Annotated in this window: 18 protein-coding genes; 10 read left to right on the top strand and 8 right to left on the bottom strand. The window is 67.6% G+C overall.

The features are described 5' to 3' along the window. Window positions 1–119: 119 nt before the first annotated feature. Together NV1_RS27725 and NV1_RS27730 are read right to left on the bottom strand one after the other, a co-directional pair. On the bottom strand, window positions 120–824 hold the full coding sequence (locus NV1_RS27725) for an SHOCT domain-containing protein (RefSeq protein WP_157117408.1): 705 nt from the start codon (window positions 822–824) through the stop codon (window positions 120–122). A gap of 151 nt (window positions 825–975) precedes the next feature. Continuing rightward, window positions 976–1,680 (bottom strand): histidine phosphatase family protein, encoded by a 705-nt coding sequence (locus NV1_RS27730; protein ID WP_067897595.1) that lies wholly within the window; start codon window positions 1,678–1,680, stop codon window positions 976–978. A 153-nt stretch (window positions 1,681–1,833) separates the two neighbouring features. Here NV1_RS27730 and NV1_RS27735 point away from each other — a divergent pair, with 153 nt between their 5' ends. After that, window positions 1,834–2,493, top strand: a complete 660-nt coding sequence (locus tag NV1_RS27735) for a class I SAM-dependent methyltransferase (RefSeq protein ID WP_169813418.1) — start codon at window positions 1,834–1,836, stop codon at window positions 2,491–2,493. Window positions 2,494–2,600: 107 nt separating this feature from the next. Here the strand turns inward: NV1_RS27735 and NV1_RS27740 are convergent, their stop codons facing one another. Next, window positions 2,601–2,870, bottom strand: a complete 270-nt coding sequence (locus NV1_RS27740) for a hypothetical protein (RefSeq protein ID WP_157117410.1) — start codon at window positions 2,868–2,870, stop codon at window positions 2,601–2,603. Between the two features lie 142 nt (window positions 2,871–3,012). Then, window positions 3,013–3,657: a TetR/AcrR family transcriptional regulator gene (locus tag NV1_RS27745; RefSeq protein ID WP_067897600.1), complete on the bottom strand. Its 645-nt coding sequence runs from the start codon at window positions 3,655–3,657 to the stop codon at window positions 3,013–3,015. Between the two features lie 145 nt (window positions 3,658–3,802). Between NV1_RS27745 and NV1_RS27750 the strand changes: the two genes are divergently transcribed. The 5 genes from NV1_RS27750 to NV1_RS27770 all read left to right on the top strand — a co-directional run bounded on the left by NV1_RS27750 (window position 3,803) and on the right by NV1_RS27770 (window position 8,855). After that, window positions 3,803–4,618: an SDR family NAD(P)-dependent oxidoreductase gene (locus NV1_RS27750; protein WP_067897602.1), complete on the top strand. Its 816-nt coding sequence runs from the start codon at window positions 3,803–3,805 to the stop codon at window positions 4,616–4,618. A 109-nt stretch (window positions 4,619–4,727) separates the two neighbouring features. Beyond that, window positions 4,728–5,621, top strand: coding sequence for an oxygenase MpaB family protein (locus tag NV1_RS27755; protein ID WP_067897604.1), 894 nt, complete (start codon window positions 4,728–4,730; stop codon window positions 5,619–5,621). Window positions 5,622–5,650: 29 nt separating this feature from the next. Beyond that, window positions 5,651–6,520 (top strand): alpha/beta fold hydrolase, encoded by an 870-nt coding sequence (locus NV1_RS27760; RefSeq protein WP_169813419.1) that lies wholly within the window; start codon window positions 5,651–5,653, stop codon window positions 6,518–6,520. A 170-nt stretch (window positions 6,521–6,690) separates the two neighbouring features. Next, window positions 6,691–8,217, top strand: coding sequence for an LVIVD repeat-containing protein (locus NV1_RS27765; protein ID WP_067897714.1), 1,527 nt, complete (start codon window positions 6,691–6,693; stop codon window positions 8,215–8,217). Further along, window positions 8,214–8,855, top strand: a complete 642-nt coding sequence (locus NV1_RS27770; protein ID WP_067897610.1) for a DUF305 domain-containing protein — start codon at window positions 8,214–8,216, stop codon at window positions 8,853–8,855. Before NV1_RS27765 ends, NV1_RS27770 begins: the two co-directional genes overlap by 4 nt. 96 nt (window positions 8,856–8,951) lie before the next feature. Here NV1_RS27770 and NV1_RS27775 read toward each other — a convergent pair whose 3' ends face one another. Next, window positions 8,952–9,962 (bottom strand): AraC family transcriptional regulator, encoded by a 1,011-nt coding sequence (locus tag NV1_RS27775; RefSeq protein WP_084525840.1) that lies wholly within the window; start codon window positions 9,960–9,962, stop codon window positions 8,952–8,954. A 257-nt stretch (window positions 9,963–10,219) separates the two neighbouring features. Between NV1_RS27775 and NV1_RS27780 the strand changes: the two genes are divergently transcribed. After that, window positions 10,220–11,863, top strand: a complete 1,644-nt coding sequence (locus tag NV1_RS27780) for an acyl-CoA synthetase (RefSeq protein ID WP_067897719.1) — start codon at window positions 10,220–10,222, stop codon at window positions 11,861–11,863. A gap of 123 nt (window positions 11,864–11,986) precedes the next feature. On the opposite strand, the gene NV1_RS27785 is transcribed toward NV1_RS27780, so the two are convergent. Both NV1_RS27785 and NV1_RS27790 read right to left on the bottom strand, forming a co-directional pair. Then, a complete protein-coding gene (locus NV1_RS27785) occupies window positions 11,987–13,147 on the bottom strand; it encodes an acyl-CoA dehydrogenase family protein (protein WP_067897722.1) in 1,161 nt (386 codons plus the stop codon). Between the two features lie 143 nt (window positions 13,148–13,290). After that, window positions 13,291–13,941, bottom strand: coding sequence for a TetR/AcrR family transcriptional regulator (locus tag NV1_RS27790; RefSeq protein WP_067897613.1), 651 nt, complete (start codon window positions 13,939–13,941; stop codon window positions 13,291–13,293). A 92-nt stretch (window positions 13,942–14,033) separates the two neighbouring features. Between NV1_RS27790 and NV1_RS27795 the strand changes: the two genes are divergently transcribed. From NV1_RS27795 to NV1_RS27805, 3 genes are all read left to right on the top strand, one after another. Beyond that, window positions 14,034–17,003 carry a crotonase/enoyl-CoA hydratase family protein gene (locus NV1_RS27795; RefSeq protein ID WP_245713958.1) on the top strand — a complete coding sequence of 990 codons (2,970 nt, stop codon included), beginning with the start codon at window positions 14,034–14,036 and terminating at the stop codon, window positions 17,001–17,003. A gap of 194 nt (window positions 17,004–17,197) precedes the next feature. Further along, window positions 17,198–17,395, top strand: a complete 198-nt coding sequence (locus NV1_RS27800) for a hypothetical protein (protein ID WP_067897619.1) — start codon at window positions 17,198–17,200, stop codon at window positions 17,393–17,395. A gap of 79 nt (window positions 17,396–17,474) precedes the next feature. Next, entirely contained in the window at window positions 17,475–19,013 is a 1,539-nt protein-coding gene (locus NV1_RS27805) for an amino acid permease (RefSeq protein WP_067897623.1), read from the top strand. Between the two features lie 100 nt (window positions 19,014–19,113). Here NV1_RS27805 and NV1_RS27810 read toward each other — a convergent pair whose 3' ends face one another. Then, the gene (locus NV1_RS27810; RefSeq protein ID WP_067897626.1) at window positions 19,114–19,293 is read right to left on the bottom strand and encodes a YegP family protein; all 180 of its coding nucleotides are present in this window, start codon (window positions 19,291–19,293) and stop codon (window positions 19,114–19,116) included. Window positions 19,294–19,383 lie beyond the last annotated feature (90 nt).

A 19,383-nucleotide genomic window follows, 5' to 3' on the forward strand; every position in this document is an offset into this window, starting at 1 on the left:
ATGACGATGGTCGTATGGGCAAGTGCCGCAGCCGTTCTCGGTGCGGTGCGGTGACTGCCGAATCGATGTCGCGGCGTCGATCGGGAGCGCGAATGTCACATGCGAGTCCAGCGATCCGGTCAGCTGGGCAGCGTGCCCGGACCGCCATCGTCGAGTAGACGGTCTTTGGCGCGCTGGAACTCGGCGTCGGTGAGTGAGCCGTCCCGGCGCAACTGGGCAAGGTTCGCCAGCTGGTCGGCCAATCCCGTTGTCGCGGCGGCGAGTTCGAAGGTGAAGCGGTTCGGGTCGTGCGAGTCGTACTCGACCTCGACGCGGTCGCCGCGCCGCGGGATGGCCAACCGCGACACCAGCAGCTTGCTCTCGATATCGTAGGTGTCCTCGCCGGGCGGCTCGAGGCGGATACGGATTCGGATCCGCGGGTTGTCGTTGATCGTCCACCCGGTTTCGGCGACTTCCAGGACTGTGCCGGTGGCGCGCAGCAACCGTCCGGGCACGTGTTTCCGCGACCGCGGTGGGTCCGCGGGTCGGGCAAGTGTGTTGCGCATTTTCCGGGCCGCGACCAGAAACCTCTGGGTAGCCCTGCGATCGAGCAGTTCACGGGTGAGCTCGTTATGAGCTCGTGCGCGCACCTGGGTGAGTGCGGCTTCACCGTCGGCAAGGAGGTCCGCCAGGTCGCCACGATTCACCGAACCCGGCAGCGTTCCGCGGCCGGCCTGCCGCAACGCGGCCAGGTGTTCGGTGATCTCGCGTCCGATCACGTTCGCGGCCGAACGGCGGCCGAACGGGATCCTGCTCCCACAGCCGCAGAAACAATCGCCTGCCACGGTGAAACCCTGGCACAGCGATGAACCGCCGCGCAATCGGCGGTTCCGGCTCGGAGTCGAGAGCCACCGCTGGTTCGGCGCGCGGTGGATACGCCGATCCGACGTCGACGGTGAGAACAGACCGGGAACCAGGCGCTCGGGCGGTGTCGCATCAGGTGAGGGGCGTGGCGGACCGGCCGAATGCTGGCCCCAGGTGGGCGGTGTCGTTGAAGCAGCGCACGATCCACGACTCGCCGGTGACCACGATGTGCGAGATCGAGCCGTTGTCCGCGCCCAGGAAAGCGAACGAGCGGGAGCCGCTGGCCAGCGCCATCACCTGGCCGATGACGCCGCCATGGGTGAACACGGCCAGGCGTCGGTCGGGATGCTCGCCGGCGAGTCGTTGGACCGCCTTACGGACCCGGGTGGCGAATTCTTCGGCCGGCTCGGCGCCGGGGATGACGTCCCAGCGCTCCTCTGCCTGCATCTGTTGTGCGACCGGATCGCGTTCGGCCATCATTTTGCGCAGCAGTCCGCCCTCCCAGCTACCGAGATGCACCTCTCGCAGGTCCGGTTCCACGCGCGCGGTGAGCCCGAGGCGGGCGGTGAGTGGCGCAGCCGTCTGCGCTGTTCGCCGCAAAGTGGTGACATAGACGGCGTCGATGCGTTCCGCGCGGAGCCGTTCGGCCACACGTTCGGCCTGCTGTCGTCCCGCTGGGGCGAGTTCGGGGTCTCCCTGGCCGTTCACCAGGGGAAACGGTTCGTCTGGGTAAGCAGGTGCGGACTCGCCGTGACGGATCAGCAGCAGTTCGGTGGACCCGGTCGGCGGTTGGAAACGAGTTTGGCGGCACCCGGTCCGGGCTCTGGGGGTTGTCACAGCTCGGGAATCCTAGCGCCGCGGACCCGGCGGTGAGGACAACGGATGCTTCTCGTAGCCGCGCCGAGACGCCGGCAATGCCCGTGCACTGCCGCGATCGGGTGCATGCTGTGAATGGACCCGACAGAATGCCCCCGGGGAGGAGGAGTGGTAATGCGGAGTCCGTTTTTCGCGGTCTGGTACAGCATGCTGATGAGCGGTGCCGAACCACTCCTGGTTCGGCCGGTGCGCGCCGGGCTGCTGTCATCCGCGCGCGGCAATCTGCTGATCGTCGGGCTGGGACCCGGCCACGATCTGCGCTACCTACCGACGGCGGTCACCGCGGTGACCGCCGTCGAGCCGAACCCGGTGATGCGGCGAGTGGCCACACGCCGCGCGCGCAAACTCGGCGTCGAGTTGGAGCTGATCGATGGCGTCGCCGAAGCGCTGCCGTTCGCCGACTGCGCCTTCGACACCGTGGTGTCACCGTTTCTGCTGTGCAGCGTCGTCGACGTCGCTGCCGCTCTCGCTGAGTTCCGCAGGGTGCTGAGGCCGGACGGTGAACTGCTCGTGCTCGAGCACATCCGCGCCGGCGACGGCACCCTGCTCGGCCGTCTCCAGGATCTGGCCGAGTCGCCGTGGCACGCGCTCGCCGATGGTTGCCGCCCCAACCGGCGAACGAACAACGCCTTGGCTGCCGCCGGATTCGACGTCTCCGGCCTCGTCACCGGAATGTTCCCGCTCCCCACCCTCATCTCGCTCTATCTGGTCGGCCGAGCCCCCGTCGAGCCGCACCCCGCCGGCACTGCCGACACGGGTCGTGCGGTCCGCTGATCGGTGTCTGCTATGTACATATCGCCTGTGCCGACGTAGCGCTCGAACACGACCGCGATCGGATCGGAGCCGCGTGGGAACTCCCGGGGCGTCTGTCCGGTGAGCATCTACGCGCCCGGCCCGGCATCGACGCTGCTCCACGCTCCCGCCGTCGCAGTACTCGCAGCGACGGCCACCTGCGCCGGTAGCACCTCCAGCGTCCGAGCCTCGCCCGAATCGGTATGGCGGACAAGGTAAACCACGCCCTGGCCGCCACGGCCGGGCTCGCGGACCGGCTCGTAACCGCGGATCGCGATCAGGTCTTCCCGGCCCGCGGCGGCATCGCGGACCAGCGCCAGCGCCATCACGCGCGGATCACGTTTGCACGTGTCGCACACCGGCTTTCCCAGCCTGCGGCCGGGCAGCTCGCGTCCGCGGAGGGATCAAGAGGGCTTGCGGTCGGTGTGTGAACCGGGCGCGGTTCTTCCGGCGCGGCGATGCTGCCGGGCATGATCGTGCGGACATGTCGTCGCAGCAGCGTTACAGCACCCCGGTGACCAGCGGTGCGATGGTTCGGCGGGCGACCTCGCGTGCGACGTCGGGCTGATCGATATCGAAGCGGGGGTTTCCAGCGAGCAGATAGCCCAGTGTGAGCCGGATGATGGCCTCGGCTTGCATATCGGAATTGCCCTGCGGTAGAACACCTTCGGCCTGGCCTGCGACGATGTGGGCGGCGATGAAGCGGCGTCCGATCTCGAGGAGTGCGGGATCGCCCTGTTCGAGTATGGCCAGTAGTTCCCAGCCGTAGTCGGGTGACGAACGGCGTCGCAGGGCCCGGGCGCGCAGCTGCACGCAGGCTACGAAGGCCTCGGCGATGCGTTCGGTGGGGTCGGTGACCACGAGGAACGTATTCGCGATCGAATCCAGAAACCGACGCAGCTCGTGTGCGAGTGCAGTTTCGAACAGGGCGTCCTTACCGCCGAAGCGTCGGAAGAGGGTGGCGCGGCTGACCCCCGATGCCGTCGCCACATCGTCCATCGTCGCCAGGCGAGTGCCCCGCTCGGCGAGCACCGTCAATGCCGCGTCGAATATGTGCGCGTCAGCGTCGTCGTTCGTCTCCGCGGTGGCCGCCCGTTCCACCGCACGACCGAACAGACTGGACAAGGAGGCGCCGGGGCGAGTCACGAAGTCAGTATCGCAGTCGAGACTATTAAATGAGCAGTAGACTCATCGCGACGGCCACTAGTGATTGAATCATTGATTGAAACCTGTTCTAATTTCGGCGGCGGTGTCTGCGAACCGGCCGCCACCGGAATCGAAAGGGGTATTCATGACCGGCAAGACAGTGCTGATCACCGGCGCCGGGGGCGGTTTGGGTGGTGCCACCGCGACGCTGTTCGCCGAACGCGGCTGGCGGGTGCTCGCGGCCGATCTCACCCCACCCGCCGGCGCGGCCGGCCTCGTGTCGATCGAGCTCGACGTCACCGATCCGGAATCGGTTGCCGCTGCACTGAAGTCGGCGCAAGCGCATGCCCCGCAGGGGTTGGACGCGGTGGTGACGTTCGCGGGGACGATGTTCGTCGGCCCCCTGGTCGAGGTCGGCGACGACGATATGCGCCGCATTTTCGAGGTGAATGTGCTGGGCACCTATCGGGTGGTCAAAGCCGCGTTCCCGCTTCTGCGGCGCGCCGGCGGGCGCGTGATCACCATCAGTTCGGAAACCGGCTGGCAGAAAGCCCTGATGCTCAACGGGCCCTACGCCATGACCAAACATGCCATCGAGGCATACACCGACGCACTCCGGCGTGAGCTGATGTTTCTGGGTATGCCGGTCAGCACCGTGCAGCCGGGGCCGTTCCGGACGAACATGGTCGCGGGAATCCGCGCGACCTTCGATCGAGCGCGCCGCGACTCGACCGATTTCGCCGATTTGATCGGCACGGTCGGCGACCTCGCCGTCGAGGAGCAGCGGCGCGCCCACGACCCGGCGGTTCTTGCCGAAACCGTATGGAAGGCAGCCACTTCCGCGAAACCGCGCCGACGCTACTCGGTGCGACCGGACCTGCGCAGGGTGCTGATGCACCGGCTGCCCGACGCGGTGCTCGACCCCCTGCTGCGGAAGATGCTCGCACCGAACCGCCGGTGAGCGCATGGCAAATCGGCCCGGCGTCGTCGTTGTTCCCGTGAGTCCGTAGCGTCCGGGCGAGTCGCGTAACGAGTATCTTGATTGAGACTATTCTGCTAGTAATAGACTCATGACTGACGTGATCGGAACTCCGGGCGCCGCAGCCGTGGATTCGAGACCGGCCGAGCGTGCTCCGCTGGGGCCCGATTCGGTGGCGTGGCGGGTGTTCGGGGATTTGACGTTCGTGTTCGGCGCGTCGCGCCGGTTGCTCATCGACGTAGCTCATCCGGTGGTCGCGGCCGGGGTGCGCGACTACTCGGTCTTCGAAACCGATCCGTACGGGCGCGCGGAACGCACTGTCGACATGATCATGGGCGTTGTCTACGGCCGTGCCGAGGCTCTGGCCACCGCGCAACGCCTGCGGGACCTGCATCGGCAGTTCACCGGCGAACTCCCTGGCGGCGGTCGCTACAGCGCGCTGAACCCCGAGGCATTCCACTGGGTGCACGCCAGCCTGGTGCACGGCGTCGTCACGCTGCAGCAGATCTTGGGGCGGGGCTGGAAGCCCGGCGAGGCGGAGCGGTTCTACCAGGAAATGCGCCAGGTCGGGCGCCTCTACGGTGTGCGCGAGAAGGACATGCCGCCGGATTGGGCGTCGTTCCGCGCCTGGTTCGACGAGATGGCGCGGAACGAACTCGAACGTTCCGATATGACCGACCGGGTGTTCGCCGTGCTCAGTTCCCCGACACCGCCGCCGTTTCCGGTGTTGCGGTGGGGATTCGTCTGGAACCACACGGTGCGCCCGATCGCCGGCGGAACGAACGCCGTGATCACCGCCGGTCTGCTGCCGCCCGAACTGCGGGAACTGCTGGGTGTGCCGTGGGGCCGGGGCCGGCGTCTGCTGTTCACCACCTTCGCGGTGATCCTGCGCAATACGGTGCCCCGGCTGCCGGACTTCGCGCGCCTGGTGCCGCAGGCGCGGCGCGCGATCACCCGGGCGCACCGCGAAGCCGTCCGCCGATGAGCGCCCGCACCGGAGCAGCTCCGGAAATCATGACAGTCGACAGCGCCGACGGTACCCGGTTGTACACCGAGATCCGCGGTCCCGCGCAGGCGCCGACGCTCGTGCTCGCCCACGGCGTGCTGTGCGCAATTCCCTTCTGGCGCAATATCATCGACGAACTTGTCGGCGAGTACCGGGTCGTGTCCTACGATCAGCGCGGTCACGGGCGCAGCGAATCCCCCCGCCGGGACCGCTACACGCTCGACCACCTCGGTGACGACCTCGCTGCCGTCCTGGACGCCACGACCGGACCCGAAGAACGCGTCGTGGTGGCCGGCCACTCGATGGGCGGGATCGCCGTTCTCGCCTGGGCGGCAAGGTATCCCGATCAGGTGAGCGCAAAGATCTCCGCGGCCGCACTGATCAACACCACTCCCGGCGAAATCCTCGACAACGTCCGGTTCCTGCGTGGTCCCGAGCGCTTTCTCGGCGTCCGGCGGCGGCTGGCATGCACCGTCCTACCGCTGGCCGGCATTCCGTTGCCGCGCCGACTTCCGTTGCGGCACAGCCTATTGCGCATGGTGGCTGTCGGCAAGCGGACCCAACGGCCGGTATCCCTGGGCTTGGACCGGATTGTCGCTGCGACATCCAGCCGGGGGCGCGGTGGATACGGCGCCATGCTGGTGCGCATGGTGACCGCGCTGGACGGCGCCGCCCTCACCGTACCCACCCTCGTGATCGCCGGACGACACGACCGCATCACACCGGCCCACCGCTCGCACCGGATCGCGGAGCGATTGCCGCGGCTGGTGGAACTCGTCGAACTCGAGACCGGACATTGTGCCCCGCTCGAGGCGCCCGAGGAAGTCGTAGCGGCGCTGCGGCGGATCCTGCCGTTGTCGGTGGCCGAGGCGGTATAGCCGGTCCCGGTCGCGGCCGTCCGGTTTCGGATCGGAGGCGACGGCCCGCGGCGATCGAGGAAGAGAAGAGGAAAGCAATGACCAGTGGCCCGGACAATGGTGTCGATATCCGCCGGCCACGCCGATGGCGCGGGTCCTGGCCCCGCGAATCACGTTGGCGGGGCAGTCGGATGGCCGTGCGGACGGGGGGCGCGCTGACGGCGGTGGCCGTCCTGATGATCGGCTCGGCCGTCGGCACCGCGGCGCCGCCCCCGGGATTCGACGAGTTCACCGGCGTCTGGCCGACCGCGGTGGACCCGGCGTCGTGCCGTTCCGGAGACCGGGTCGAAACCGGCATCCAGGGTGAGGTTCCGCTCGCCGATCGCAAGTCCGGGCGCAGCAGGGCCGGTTACAACTGCAATCTCGATCTGGTCGGGCAGTATCAGGGTCTCGGTGCGGGCCCGGTAAGCCCCTCCTACGAGCACTGCGCCTATATCGCATCGACCTTCCCGACGAACCTGCTCGGCCCCGAGGCCGGGGTCCATGTCGTCGATGTCAGCGATCCGGCCCACCCGGTCCCGACGACGGTGCTGTCCGAGCCGGCCATGGTCGGCGGTACCTGGGAGTCACTGAAGGTGAACAAGGCCAGGGGCCTGCTCGTCGGCACCGGCGTCGGGCTGATCGAGGGCGCGGGTTTCATCTCGATATACGACATCTCCCAGGACTGCGCACATCCCCGGCTGCTGAACACCACTACCGGCTCGATGCCGCACATGCCGGTTGCGATCACTACACATGAGGGGGACTTCTCCCCGGACGGCAATACCTACTGGGCCTCCGGCATCGCGCCGGGGTGGATCAGCGCGGTCGATATCACCGATCCCGCGAACCCGATGGTGGTGTGGGGCGGGCTGACTGGAATCGAAGCCCACGGAATGGGTTTCACCCCGGATGGAAACACCATGTTCCTGGCGAACCTGGGCGGGCTGACCGTGCTCGACGTCTCCGCGGTGCAAAATCGTGCGCCGCGCACCGTGGTGTCGCAGCCGGTGCCTCATATCGGGCACAAATTCTGGACCGACGGCCAGATCAACCAGCACAGCATTTACGTCACCTACGCCGGCCGGCCCTATATCTTCACCGTCGACGAGGGCGGTTCGGGTGGCGTGAAACTGATGGATGTCAGCGAACCGGCGCGGCCGAAATGGCGCAACAGCATCAAACTGGCGATCAACCTCCCCGAGCATCAGAACCGTTGGGCCTCCAGTAGTTCGGGTAACGGGTTGTTCGGCTACGACGCGCACTACTGCTCGGTGGACCGGCCCGATAATCCGCGCGCCCTGGCCTGCGGCTGGATTCAATCCGGTATTCGGGTCTTCGACGTTCGCGACCCGGAACATTTCCGGGAGATCGCCTACTTCAATCCGCCCGCGCAGACCGGTAAGAATCTCCAGTTGCCGAACTCGTTGCATGCCACGATCGGCTCGATCCTCGGCCCGCCGCTGATCGGCACGCTGGCGCTGGCCCGTGCGGTGATACAGGGGCAGACCGGAGTCGACGGGGTCGTCAACGATCAGAGCCGGCTCGTGGGCAGTGACCTGTCCGCCGACTGGTGCCTGTCGCCACCGGAATTCCACGGCGACCTGCTGTACGTGTCGTGTATGGACAACGGTTTCATGTCCTTGCGGCTGGATCCGTCCGTATATCCGCCGCGATGAGCGACGCGGGTGCAGGCCGGTCGTGGCGCGTACCGGTGGCGGCGGCCGTGACAGCGCTGCTGTGTGTTGCGGCCGGGGTACTGGTCGGATGGTTCGGTCGCGCTGCCGGTCCGGAACCGCACGGGACGGCGATCGTGCTGGCGGACTCCGATATCGCCTTCGCCCAGCAGATGTCGGTACATCACCAGCAGGCGGTCAGGATGGTGGAGATGCTGGGCTCGGCGGTGGCGCCCGATGTCGCCGCGGTGGCCGCACAGATCACAACCGCCCAGTGGCGGGAGATCGGGGCCCTGACCGGCTGGTTGGAACTGGCCGGTGCACCCTTGCAGCAGCCGGTGCCCGCCAATGCGCACTCCCACGATCGCGGGGGGATGGCCGGGATGCCCGGGATGGCCTCGGACGCGGAGTTGACCCGGCTGTACAACGCGAAGGGTGCCGAGCGTGAGGTGCTGTTCCTGCAACTGATGATCAGACATCACCAGGGCGGCATCGACATGGCCGCGGCCGCCGCCCATTCCACCACCGTCCCCGCCGTGCGGGCTCGCGCGGTATCGATGATCAACGAGCAGCAGCAGGAGATCGCGCTGATGACGGTGTCGCTCGATCGGCGTGGGGCGACTCTACTGCCGTACCCGTGATCCCCGCCTGAGCATCCGGCGATGCGGCGGGCCGTACCGCCGCGCCGGACCCGGGCGAGCGGAGGCGAAGCTCACGGCCGAACGGCCGACCCGGGTTCACCGGAGGGAGCGGGCGAAGCGGCCCGGTGTAGTGCCGGTCCAACGGGTGAAGGCGTGAGTGAAGGCGGACGCGTCGGCGTAGCCCAGCCGGCGGGCTACTTCGTCGACAGTGGTGCCGAGGGTGAGAAGTTCCTCGGCGAGGAGGTGGCGGGTCTCGGCCACCAGGCCACGGTAGGAGGTACCTTCGGCGTCGAGGCGTCGGCGTAGAGTGCGCACACTCATGCGAAGGTCGGCGGCGATGTCCTCCTGCGCGGCGGTGACGCCGCGGGCCAGGAGGCCGGCGCGGACGCGGGCCGCGGTGCCGTCGCGCCGGCGCCGGCGTTGCATGATGTCGGCGGCCTGCTGTTCGGCGAGCGCTGCGACGTGTGGATTCGCCTGGGGCATGGGAAGTTCCAAGATTTCCCGCGCGAGGATGAGCCGGGTGACCGGCGCGTCGAAGAGGGGGGTGACACCGAGCAGTTCGGTGAACCGCGCGGCGTAGGCCGGTGCGGGGCAGGCGAGTTCGACCGTCGTCGGTGGCACCGCCGCGCCGAGCAGTTCGCGATCGAGGGTGATGAGTTCGGCCAGGTCGCGTTCGAGCAAGAATTGCCGCAGCTCGGACGGTGCCGCCGAGTAGTCCAGAGTCACCGTCGCGCCGGTGGCGGTTTCCTGGACGCGCCACCGGGCGAAGGAATACGCGATGTCCATATGCTCGATGCCGATACGCAGCGCCTCGCGCACGGTTCCGCTCGTCATCACCGCGAACGCCCAGATGCCGTGTGCGGCCAGGTGATATCGCTGGCCTGCGGACAGACCGAGGCCGGGAATGTGCCCCAGCCATGTGACCAGGTTCTGGACGACCCGCAATTCCTGTGCGGCACGGACCTCGCCGTTCGCGTCGTCCAGGACGGACAGGGTGATGCCCGAGCCGCCGAGGCATTGCGCGATGGTCAGGCCGTGTGTGAGACCGAGTTGAACCAGGATCGCGGCACTGGTGCTGGACCGCGGCATGTTCAGATGGACCGCCATGGGCCCATCGTCGGACAGAATGGCCGGAAAGAACAAATCTTGGCCGGTTACATCATGGAACAGTGGGGATTCGCTTCCTAGCCTCGTGATATGCGAGACAGCGAGGAGTGGGTATGGGTATGCGTCTCCACGGCATGCGGGTGGCGGTTACCGGCGGTGCGAGGGGCATCCGACGAGCAACCGTGGCGGCCTCGGCCGAGTCGGGAGCGCGGGTGGTGATCCCGACCAAACGTCTTGTCGCAATGAGAAATTCATTCATGGCACGGAACCTCGACAGTCTGGCGACCGGGCTCGGTGATGCGGCCGAGACGCTGCGAGCCGTAGTCCGGCTGCACCAGCGCGGCGTGATCGATCTGACGCGCCTGGATCGCGTGGCGCGCATGGCCCGGGAGAACCGGATCTACGGCCCACCGGCGGCGCTGATCATGGCGGGGGCCCGCCACCATCCGCACCGGCCCGCTATCGCCGACGAGCGCGGTGTGCTGACCTACGGCGAACTCGACGAGCAGTCCAATGCGCTCGCCAATGCCCTACTGGCGCAGGGCCTTACGGCCGGTTCGGTGGTCGGTGTCCTGGCGCGCGACCACCGCGGCCTGGTGCTCGCGATCAGCGCGGCCGGGCGTGCCGGACTGCGGCTGGCCATGATGAACACCGGATTCGCCAAGCCGCAGTTCGCCGAGGTGGCCGCCCGGGAGAATGTGCGAGCCATGTTGCACGACAGCGAGTTCGATGACCTGCTCGACGCGCTGCCGCCGACGCTGCCGCGCATTCTCACCTGGGTGGACGAAGGGCACGCGGTACCTGCGGGCGCGCGCACCGTGGATGAGCTGATCAACGGCGGCGACCACCGGATGCCACCGGCGCCGGCGCGGCCGGGTGGTTTCATCATCCTCACCAGCGGCACCACGGGTCTGCCCAAGGGGGCACCGCGCACCAAGGTGACACCGCTGGCGAGTGCGATGATCGCGGACCGTATTCCGTTCCCGCGCAAGGGCTGCGTGGTGATCGTGTCCCCGATCTTCCATTCGACCGGGTTCGGGACGTGGACCGTGGCCACCGCCCTGGGCAACAAGACCGTGCTGTTGCGCCGTTTCGATGCCGAGGCCACGCTGCGCGCGGTGCGCGAACACCGTGCCGAGATGTTGGTCGCGGTGCCGACCATGCTGCACCGCCTGGTGGCGCTGGGCCCGGAGATCATCGGCCGCTACGACCTGTCCTCGCTGAAAACCATTGCCGTGGCGGGCTCGGCGTTATCGCCGGAGTTGGCGACTCGTGTACAGGACACCTTCGGCGACGTTCTGTACAACCTCTACGGTTCGACCGAGGTCGCGGTGGCGACGGTGGCGCAGCCGCACGAATTGCGCCTCGCCCCGGGCACGGTCGGTCGCCCGCCGGTGACGAGCAAGATCGCGTTGTTCGACGACGAGGGTCGCAAGGTGACCGCCCGGAACGTCTCCGGTCGGGTGTTCGTGCGCAGTGGTGCGCCGTTCGAGGGTTACACCGACGGCCGCCACAAACAGTTCATCGACGGCTACATGTCCACCGGCGATATGGGCCGGATCGACGACCACGGGCTGCTGCACATCGACGGCCGCGACGACGACATGATCGTGTCCGGCGGTGAGAACGTCTACCCGCTGGAGATCGAGAACCTGCTCGCGGCACGGCCCGACATCGACGAGGTGGCGGTCATCGGCGTGGCCGACGACGAGTTCGGAAAACGCCTGCGCGCCTACATCGTTCCAGCGCCCGGCGCCACCGTGAGCGCCCCGGAGATCCAGGCGTACGTGAAGCGGAATTTGGCCCGCTACAAGGTTCCTCGCGATGTGGTCGTCATGGACGAACTGCCACGCAACGCCACCGGCAAGGTCCTGCGCCGGGTGCTACAGGAAATGAACTGATCGGGGGAGCCGCCGGGTCGGCTTCGCGAGCGTGTTCGGGCCGCGACAGGCAGCGGCGCCCCACCATCTCACCGCGACCGGTCGACCGGTCGCGGTGAGATGCCGGCTGGTCGAACCTCCGGCTCAGCTGTCGTAGCCGAAGAGCTTGGCCGCCAGATCCGTCATCACTTCGCTGGCGCCGCCGCCGATGCCGAGGATGCGTGCGTCGCGGTAGTGGCGCTCCACCTCCGACTCCCGCATATACCCCATGCCGCCGTGCAACTGGACCGCTTCGTCGACGACGTGTTTGACGGCCGCGACGGCGGAGTTCTTCGCCATGCAGGCTTCTCCGACGACGAATTCGCCGGCCGTGGCGCGCAAGGCGACCTGGCGCGTGTAGGTGCGGGCCAGTTCGATGTGCCGGCGCATCTCGACCAGCTTGTGCCGCACCACCTGCCGGGCGATCAGCGGCTTGCCGAAACTCTCACGCAGCCGGACGTGTTCGAGGGTCAGCTCCAGGCAGCGCTGCGCGATCGCGTACGCGTGCACCGCGATGTTGACCCGCTCGGTGACGAAAGCCGCGCCGAGGAGCGCGAATCCGCTGTTCTCGGCGCCGACCAGATTGGCGGCGGGTACCCGGCAGTCGGTGAAGGTCAGCTCGGCGGTGTCCGAGCACAGCCAGCCCATCTTCTCCAGCTTCCTCGACACGCTGAAACCCGGTGTGTCCGTGTCTATCACGAGCAAGCTGATGCCGCCCGCGCCCGGTCCGCCGGTGCGCACCGCGGTGGTCACGAAATCCGCGCGGGTGCCGGAGGTGATGAACAGCTTCGCGCCGTTGACGACGTAGTGGTCGCCGTCGGGCACCGCGGTGGTGCGCAGCGATCCGACGTCGGAGCCCGCCTCCGGCTCGGTCACCCCGAGCGAGCCGATCAGGTCACCGGCGAGGGTGGGGCGCACGTACCGGTCGATCAGGGTGGAGTCGCCGCTGGAGACGATGTGCGGTAGCGCGATCCCGTGTGTGAACAGGGCCGAATGGCAGCCCGACGAACCGCCGGCCTCGATGAAAGCCTCGGTGGCGATGGTCATATCGACGAGATCCCCGCCGTCGCCGCCGTACGCCTCGGGCGTGCCGATGCCGTACAGCCCGGATTTCGCCGCGGTGCGGTGCAATTCGCGGGGCAGGGCGCCCTCGCGTTCCCAACGGTCGAGATTCGGTGCGATCTCGCGGCGGACGAATTCGCCCACCGCCTCTCGTAGCGCTACACGTTCCGGCGTGCGGTAGGGGTCGGTATAAGCGACAGTCATGATCACTCCTCCAGATGTGCGGGATCGGATGCGCGAGTAGCGCTTTCGGGCGTAGGGGTAACGCCACCGCGGGATACGCGGTGAGGCGAAGGGTGGGCGGTGTATTCGGATGTCGTCGCGGGACGGTCCCGGACGGGTGTCGATCAGTCGATGGTTCCGGTCAGGATCGGCGCGACGGCGGCGCGGGCGACGCGTTCGGCCGCCGCGGGGTCGGCCAGATCGATGGCATGGTGGGGTGTGGCCAGGTAGCCGATTATCAGGTGCACCAGAGCGTCGGCCTGGGCGTCGGGGTCGCGGGCCGGAATCTTGCCGTCGGCTTGGGCTTTGCTGATGTTCGCGCGAATCGCGTTGAAGGCCAATGTGATCGGTGACGGGTCGCCCTGTCCGAGGGCCTGGATGAGTTCGGCTCGGCGGAGCGGGTCGGCATCGCGGAACAAGATGTGGTCGCCCAGCCTCAGCCCGGTGAGGAAGCCGAGCACCACCTGTTCGGTGGGATCGGTGACTTCGGTGAACCGGTCGGCGAGGACAGCCAGTATGCGGCCGATATCGCGTGCCAGCGCCCGTTCGAACAGCTGGTCCTTGCCGGTGTAGCGGCGGAACAGAGTCGTGCGGCCGACTCCCGCCTCGGCCGCGATGTCGTCCATGGTCGCCTCGCGGGTTCCGCGGCGCGCCAGGACCCGCAGCGCGGCGTCGAGGACCCGCGCGTCCGTTGCATCGTCGCTGGGCGCCGACTGCGGAAGCAGGGTCATCGCACGGCTGAGCAGGCTGGACAGCGGCGCACCGGGTCTGGTCACAGGGCCATCTTGACATGCGGAACCACTATCCGTCTAATAGTTCCACGGAACTATCTCGCAAATAATAGTTCCGCCAATGGAAAGGTAAGGTTGTGGCTGACGTGGGTCGACTTCCCAAGGTGGTGCGGCAGGCGCGTGCTCGAGTGCGCGCGGTGCGGGCCCTCGCCGACGCCGTGAAAAGCGATCCGGCGATTCTGCGCGACGTAGTCGGGGGAGTGCTGGGCAAGCCCGCCACGCCGGCCGACGCCCCGGTGGTCTCCGACGCATACACCCCGCCGGATGGGATCGCGGAATTCGACAAACGAGCCCATGCGAGCAAGCATCTCGACCGTCCGGTGGCCGAGGTCGCGGCCTATCTCACCGATCCGGGCCGCTTCGCCGAATGGCTGACCATGCACGCGGCCTTCCGTGGCGACGCACCCAGCGGTGCGTACCCCGGAGCGGAGTTCGCTCAGCAGGTGAAGTTCATGGGCATCCCCGCCGACGTCGCCTGGACCGTGATCGCGGTGGACGAGACCACGCTGGTACTGCGCGGCACCGGGCCGATGGGGCTGACCCTCGGATTCTGGCTGACGGTGCATGCCGATGCCAACGGCGCGACCGCCTACTTCGACGCCGGACTGTCGGGACAACCCGTCGAAGGCCCGTTGGGTGCGTCGCTGGTGCGAAGCCTGTCGGAGGCATTGCGGGGATCGCTGGACCGAGTGCCGGACCGGATCGCTGCGGCGGGCCCTTTCACCGGCGCGAAATCCGTACGGAAGCCGGTGTTGCACAAGGCATCCGGTCGCACGATCGCGCCCAATACGCCGGTCTTGGTCGGCGCTGGACAGCTGGTTCAGCATCATCCGAACACCGCCGAGGACCCGGCGGCGCTGGCGGTGCGGGCGCTGCGGCAGGCCGCGCAGGACACCGGGGTGGGACAGTCGCTGCTGTCGGCCGCCGACGCGGTATTCGCGGTCGCCAGCGCCTCCTGGCAGTACCGAGACCTGGGCGCCCTGGTGGCGCGGTCGGTCGGCGCCGCCGGCGCCGACACCGTGCAGTCCTCGACCTACGGTGGCGATGGTGGCCAATTGCTGGTCAATGAAGCGGCGCAGGCCATCTCCGACGGCACCTACGAGATCGTGCTGGTGACCGGTGCGGAGGCGGGCGCCACCATGGCCGCGGCGCAGCGCGCGGGGACCGAGGTGGCGTGGCCGGAGCAGGGGTCCGAGGTGGAGCCGACTCGTATCGCCGGGATCGACAAGGAGGCCAACAACGCCGCCGAAACGGCAGTCGGGCTGGGTGCGCCCATCTATATGTACGCGCTCATGGAGTCGGCCAACCGGCATCGGCTCGGCCGCGATCCGAAGGAGCATCTACAGGCGATCGGTGAGCTGTGGTCGCGGCTTTCGGCGGTGGGCGCGGACAATCCGAATGCCTGGCTGCCACAGCGGTTCAGCGCGCCGGAGTTGACCACGCCGACCACGGAGAACCGGACCGTGTCGGCCCCGTACACCAAACTGCTGTGCGCCAATCTGCAGGTGGATATGGCCGCCGGACTGGTGCTGTGCAGCGCCGCCGCTGCCGAGGAGGCCGGAATCCCACAGGACAAGTGGGTTTTCGTACACGCCGGAGCCAGCGCGCACGACGAATGGTTCGTCTCCGAACGCGCGGAACTGGCTGCCTCCCCGGCGATTCGGGCCGTCGGCGCGGCAGCGCTGGAGCACGCCGGCGTGACCATCGATCAGATCGGTCCCGCGGATCTGTACTCGTGCTTCCCGGTGGCGGTCCAGATCGCGGCCCGTGAACTCGGTATCGCGACAGACGATCCCGGCCGTTCGCTCTCGGTGACGGGCGGACTGACCTTCGGCGGCGGGCCGGGCAACAATTACGGCACCCACGCGATCGCCACCATGGTTCAGCAGTTGCGCGACGATCCCGATGCCTTCGGCCTGAGCACGTCGCTCGGCTGGTATGTCACCAAGCACGCGCTGGGCATCTATTCCGCCACACCGCCGCAGCGGCCCTACGCCCATCTGCGGCCGGTCGTCGACAATCCGCCCGCCCGTCCGGTCCGGACCGAGTACCAGGGTCCGGCGGTGGTCGAGGCCTACACGCTGCCCTACGGCCGTGACGGCGAGCCGGAGGCCGCCATCGTCAGCCTGATCACCCCCGACGGTGCGCGAGTTCTCCTGCGCAGCAATCGTTCCGACCTCGTCGCCGAACTGCGCGACGGCGACGCGCTGGGACTGTCCGTAACGGTCCAAGATGGCGATATCGCGTTCGACGGCACACAACGCCACCAGTTGCCCGCGCCCCCACCGCCGCCCGTGCTGGTGGAACGCCGCGGACCGATCATGATCATCACGATGAACCGCCCCGAGGTCCGCAACGCGGTCGATCACGCCATGGCCCTCGGACTCGAAAAGGCATGTGATGCGTTCGAAGCCGATCCGAACGCCCGCGTCGCCGTCCTCACCGGCGCAGGCGGCTACTTCAGCTCCGGCATGGATCTGAAGGCGATGGCCCGGGGAGAAGCCCCGCTCACCGAGAACCGCGGCGCCCTGGGGCTCGCCGGTAGACCGCCCCGCAAACCATTGATCGCCGCCGTCGAAGGCCCGGCCCTCGCGGGCGGCTGTGAACTGGCCTTGGCCGCGGATCTGATTGTCGCGGCGAGTGATTCGCAATTCGGCATACCGGAGCCCAAACGCGGCCTGATCGCCGCCGCCGGCGGCGTCATGCGTCTGCGGGAGCGCCTGCCGCGCAATATCGCCATGCAACTGGCGCTCACCGGCGACCCCATGCAGGCGACCCGGCTGGCCGAACTCGGCTTGATCAATGTCCTCGCCGAACCGGGCGGAGCTCTCACGGCGGCTCTCGAATTGGCCGAACGCATCGCCGCCAACGCACCGCTCAGCCTGGCGGGCAGCAAACGCATCGTCGACGAGACATCCGACTGGACCACCGCCGACGCCTTCGCCAACCAGTACGATATCGCCTCCACGGCACTGTTCTCCGAGGACGCGGCCGAAGGTGTGCGCGCGTTCACCGAGAAGCGCACCCCGGTCTGGAACGGCCGCTGAGTCCCGCACGACCGCCGGCGGTCGCGGATCGGCGCCCGCCGGCCTGAGCGAAACTCACGATCCGCGCCGCATCATCTCCGGATCACCCGCGCCGGATCGCTCCGCGACCGGCAGCCAGAACGATTTCGCGGTGGCGGCTGGTCTGCGGGGTCTTTCCGGACGCCGAGGTCGCCGATGAACCCGATCCGGCATTCGTGGCAGATCGGATAGTTGAGCATCCCGACCGGCGCGCCTTCTGGTTCTCGGGCCAGAACGTGATCGAGCGGAAGTCGGTGGCACGGCCCTCGGCGATCGGCGGCCTGTGGTGCTCGTACTGGACCGTGGCGCGTGTGCGTCAGATGGGTGTGCCAGTGGGCACGCCACATGCGGGGCCGTACCGGCCCGAACATTGACGCACCTATTGAGCGGACCGCTGATTGACGGTACATTAAACAGCGATATGATTGCCGTCACCTGAAAGAGGACCTGGGCATGGCAACGGTGCGACCTCCCTCGAAGGTGTCGGCGTCCCCGGATGCGCTGCATGCGGAAGATACGGGTTATCACAAAGCATTACGTCCGCGTCAGCTGCAGATGATCGCGATCGGTGGCGCCATCGGCACCGGGCTGTTCCTGGGTGCGGGCGGGCGTTTGGCCGGTGCGGGGCCGGGATTGTTCATCGTGTACGCCGTTTGTGGCGTGTTCGTGTTCTTCATTCTGCGGGCGCTGGGCGAGTTGGTGCTGCATCGTCCGTCCTCGGGGTCGTTCGTTTCCTACGCCCGTGAGTTCTACGGCGAGAAGCTGGCTTTCGCGGTCGGATGGATGTACTTCTTCCAGTGGTGCATGACCGGGATCGTGGACATCACCGCCGTCGCCACGTATGTCCATTACTGGGGGGCCTTCGCGGCGATACCGCAGTGGCTGATCGCCCTCGTCGCCCTGGCTCTGGTGGTGGGCATCAACCTCGTCTCGGTGAAGTGGTTCGGGGAGCTGGAATTCTGGGCCGCGCTGATCAAGGTCGTCGCGCTGGTCACCTTCTTGATCATCGGCACGGTCTTCCTCACGGGCCGGTTCACCATCAAGGGCGAAACCACTGGTCCGAGCGTGATAGTCCACAATGGCGGGCTGTTCCCGAGCGGCGTCCTGCCACTGGTTCTTGTCACCACGGGTGTCGTATTCGCCTACGCCGCAGTGGAACTGGTTGGCACGGCGGCCGGCGAGACGGAGAACCCGGAGAAGATCATGCCGCGTGCGATCAACTCCGTCATCGCCCGGATCGCGCTGTTCTACGTCGGATCGCTGGTGTTGCTCGGCCTGCTCCTGCCCTACACCGCCTTCAAGTCCGGTGAGAGTCCCTTCGTCACGTTCTTCTCGCGGATCGGCGTGGACGGTGCCGGGTCGGTCATGAACCTGGTGGTGCTGACCGCGGCGTTCTCCAGCTTGAATGCCGGCCTGTATTCGACCGGCCGTATCCTACGGTCGATGTCGATGAACGGCAGTGCGCCGGCGATCGCGGCGCGGATGTCCCGCGGCGGCGTACCTTACGTCGGGATCCTGGCGACCGCCGCGATCGCGCTGATCGGTGTCGGCCTGAACGCGGTAGTCCCGGAGAAGGCATTCGAGATCGTGCTGAATATGTCGACGCTGGGCACCATCACGTCGTGGGGCGCGATCGTCGTGTGTCAGCTGCAGCTGTGGCGTTGGTGGCGCAAAGGGCTCGCGGAGCGTCCATCGTTCCGTTTGATCGGCACGCCCTATACGAGCGTGGCGACGCTGATGTTCCTGGTGACCGTAGTCGCGTTGATGGCGTTCAGCGACGACGAGGTGCAGCGCGGCGCGGTGTTCACCGGGGGCGTGATCATGGTTCCGGCGCTGGTCGGAGGGTGGTTTCTGGCTCGCAAGCGAGTAGTGAGCATCGCACAGCAGCGCGCGGGCATCACAGGTCCGTTCCCGGTTCTGGCCGAGCGTCCGCAGCGCCGGAACGACGGCGGCGAACCGGTCACGGTTCTCGACGAACACGGGCAAGAGTAGGCATTTCTCCCTTCGCGCAGCAGAGGCAGGGCCCCGCCCCTGCCTCGGTCCGGCCGTTCGATGTGAGACAGGGGCGGCGGGGGAGCATCACCACAGTGCGTCAGGTCTGGTCGTCGGTCGCGGCCACTGGCGCATTCTTCATGACCGACTCGATGCCGTTGAGGGCGGCGGCCCTGCTCTCGTAGGCCTGCCCCTGGGCGATGATCTCGCCGTTGCCCGCCTTGAGCCTGAACCGGAATTTGCCCGCGCTGTCCTTGTACAGCTCGAACTTGGCAGCCATGCGATTACCTCGTCTCCACATCGAACACGGATAATGCTTCGGTCCGGAATCGACTGTAGATCTCCGTACCGCGGCCACCCTCGCCGGTTC

This window comes from Nocardia vaccinii NBRC 15922 (assembly GCF_001613305.1).
Lineage (GTDB): Bacteria > Actinomycetota > Actinomycetes > Mycobacteriales > Mycobacteriaceae > Nocardia > Nocardia vaccinii.

Bases quoted from the DNA above. Each gene is read 5' to 3' on its own strand.
- NV1_RS27735 (WP_169813418.1), top strand. From the start codon at position 1,834: ATGCGGAGTCCGTTTTTCGCGGTCTGGTACAGCATGCTGATGAGCGGT.
- NV1_RS27750 (WP_067897602.1), top strand. From the start codon at position 3,803: ATGACCGGCAAGACAGTGCTGATCACCGGCGCCGGGGGCGGTTTGGGT.
- NV1_RS27755 (WP_067897604.1), top strand. From the start codon at position 4,728: ATGACTGACGTGATCGGAACTCCGGGCGCCGCAGCCGTGGATTCGAGA.
- NV1_RS27760 (WP_169813419.1), top strand. From the start codon at position 5,651: ATGACAGTCGACAGCGCCGACGGTACCCGGTTGTACACCGAGATCCGC.
- NV1_RS27765 (WP_067897714.1), top strand. From the start codon at position 6,691: ATGGCCGTGCGGACGGGGGGCGCGCTGACGGCGGTGGCCGTCCTGATG.
- NV1_RS27770 (WP_067897610.1), top strand. From the start codon at position 8,214: ATGAGCGACGCGGGTGCAGGCCGGTCGTGGCGCGTACCGGTGGCGGCG.
- NV1_RS27775 (WP_084525840.1), bottom strand. From the start codon at position 9,962: ATGGCGGTCCATCTGAACATGCCGCGGTCCAGCACCAGTGCCGCGATC.
- NV1_RS27780 (WP_067897719.1), top strand. From the start codon at position 10,220: ATGGCACGGAACCTCGACAGTCTGGCGACCGGGCTCGGTGATGCGGCC.
- NV1_RS27785 (WP_067897722.1), bottom strand. From the start codon at position 13,147: ATGACTGTCGCTTATACCGACCCCTACCGCACGCCGGAACGTGTAGCG.
- NV1_RS27805 (WP_067897623.1), top strand. From the start codon at position 17,475: ATGGCAACGGTGCGACCTCCCTCGAAGGTGTCGGCGTCCCCGGATGCG.
- NV1_RS27810 (WP_067897626.1), bottom strand. From the start codon at position 19,293: ATGGCTGCCAAGTTCGAGCTGTACAAGGACAGCGCGGGCAAATTCCGG.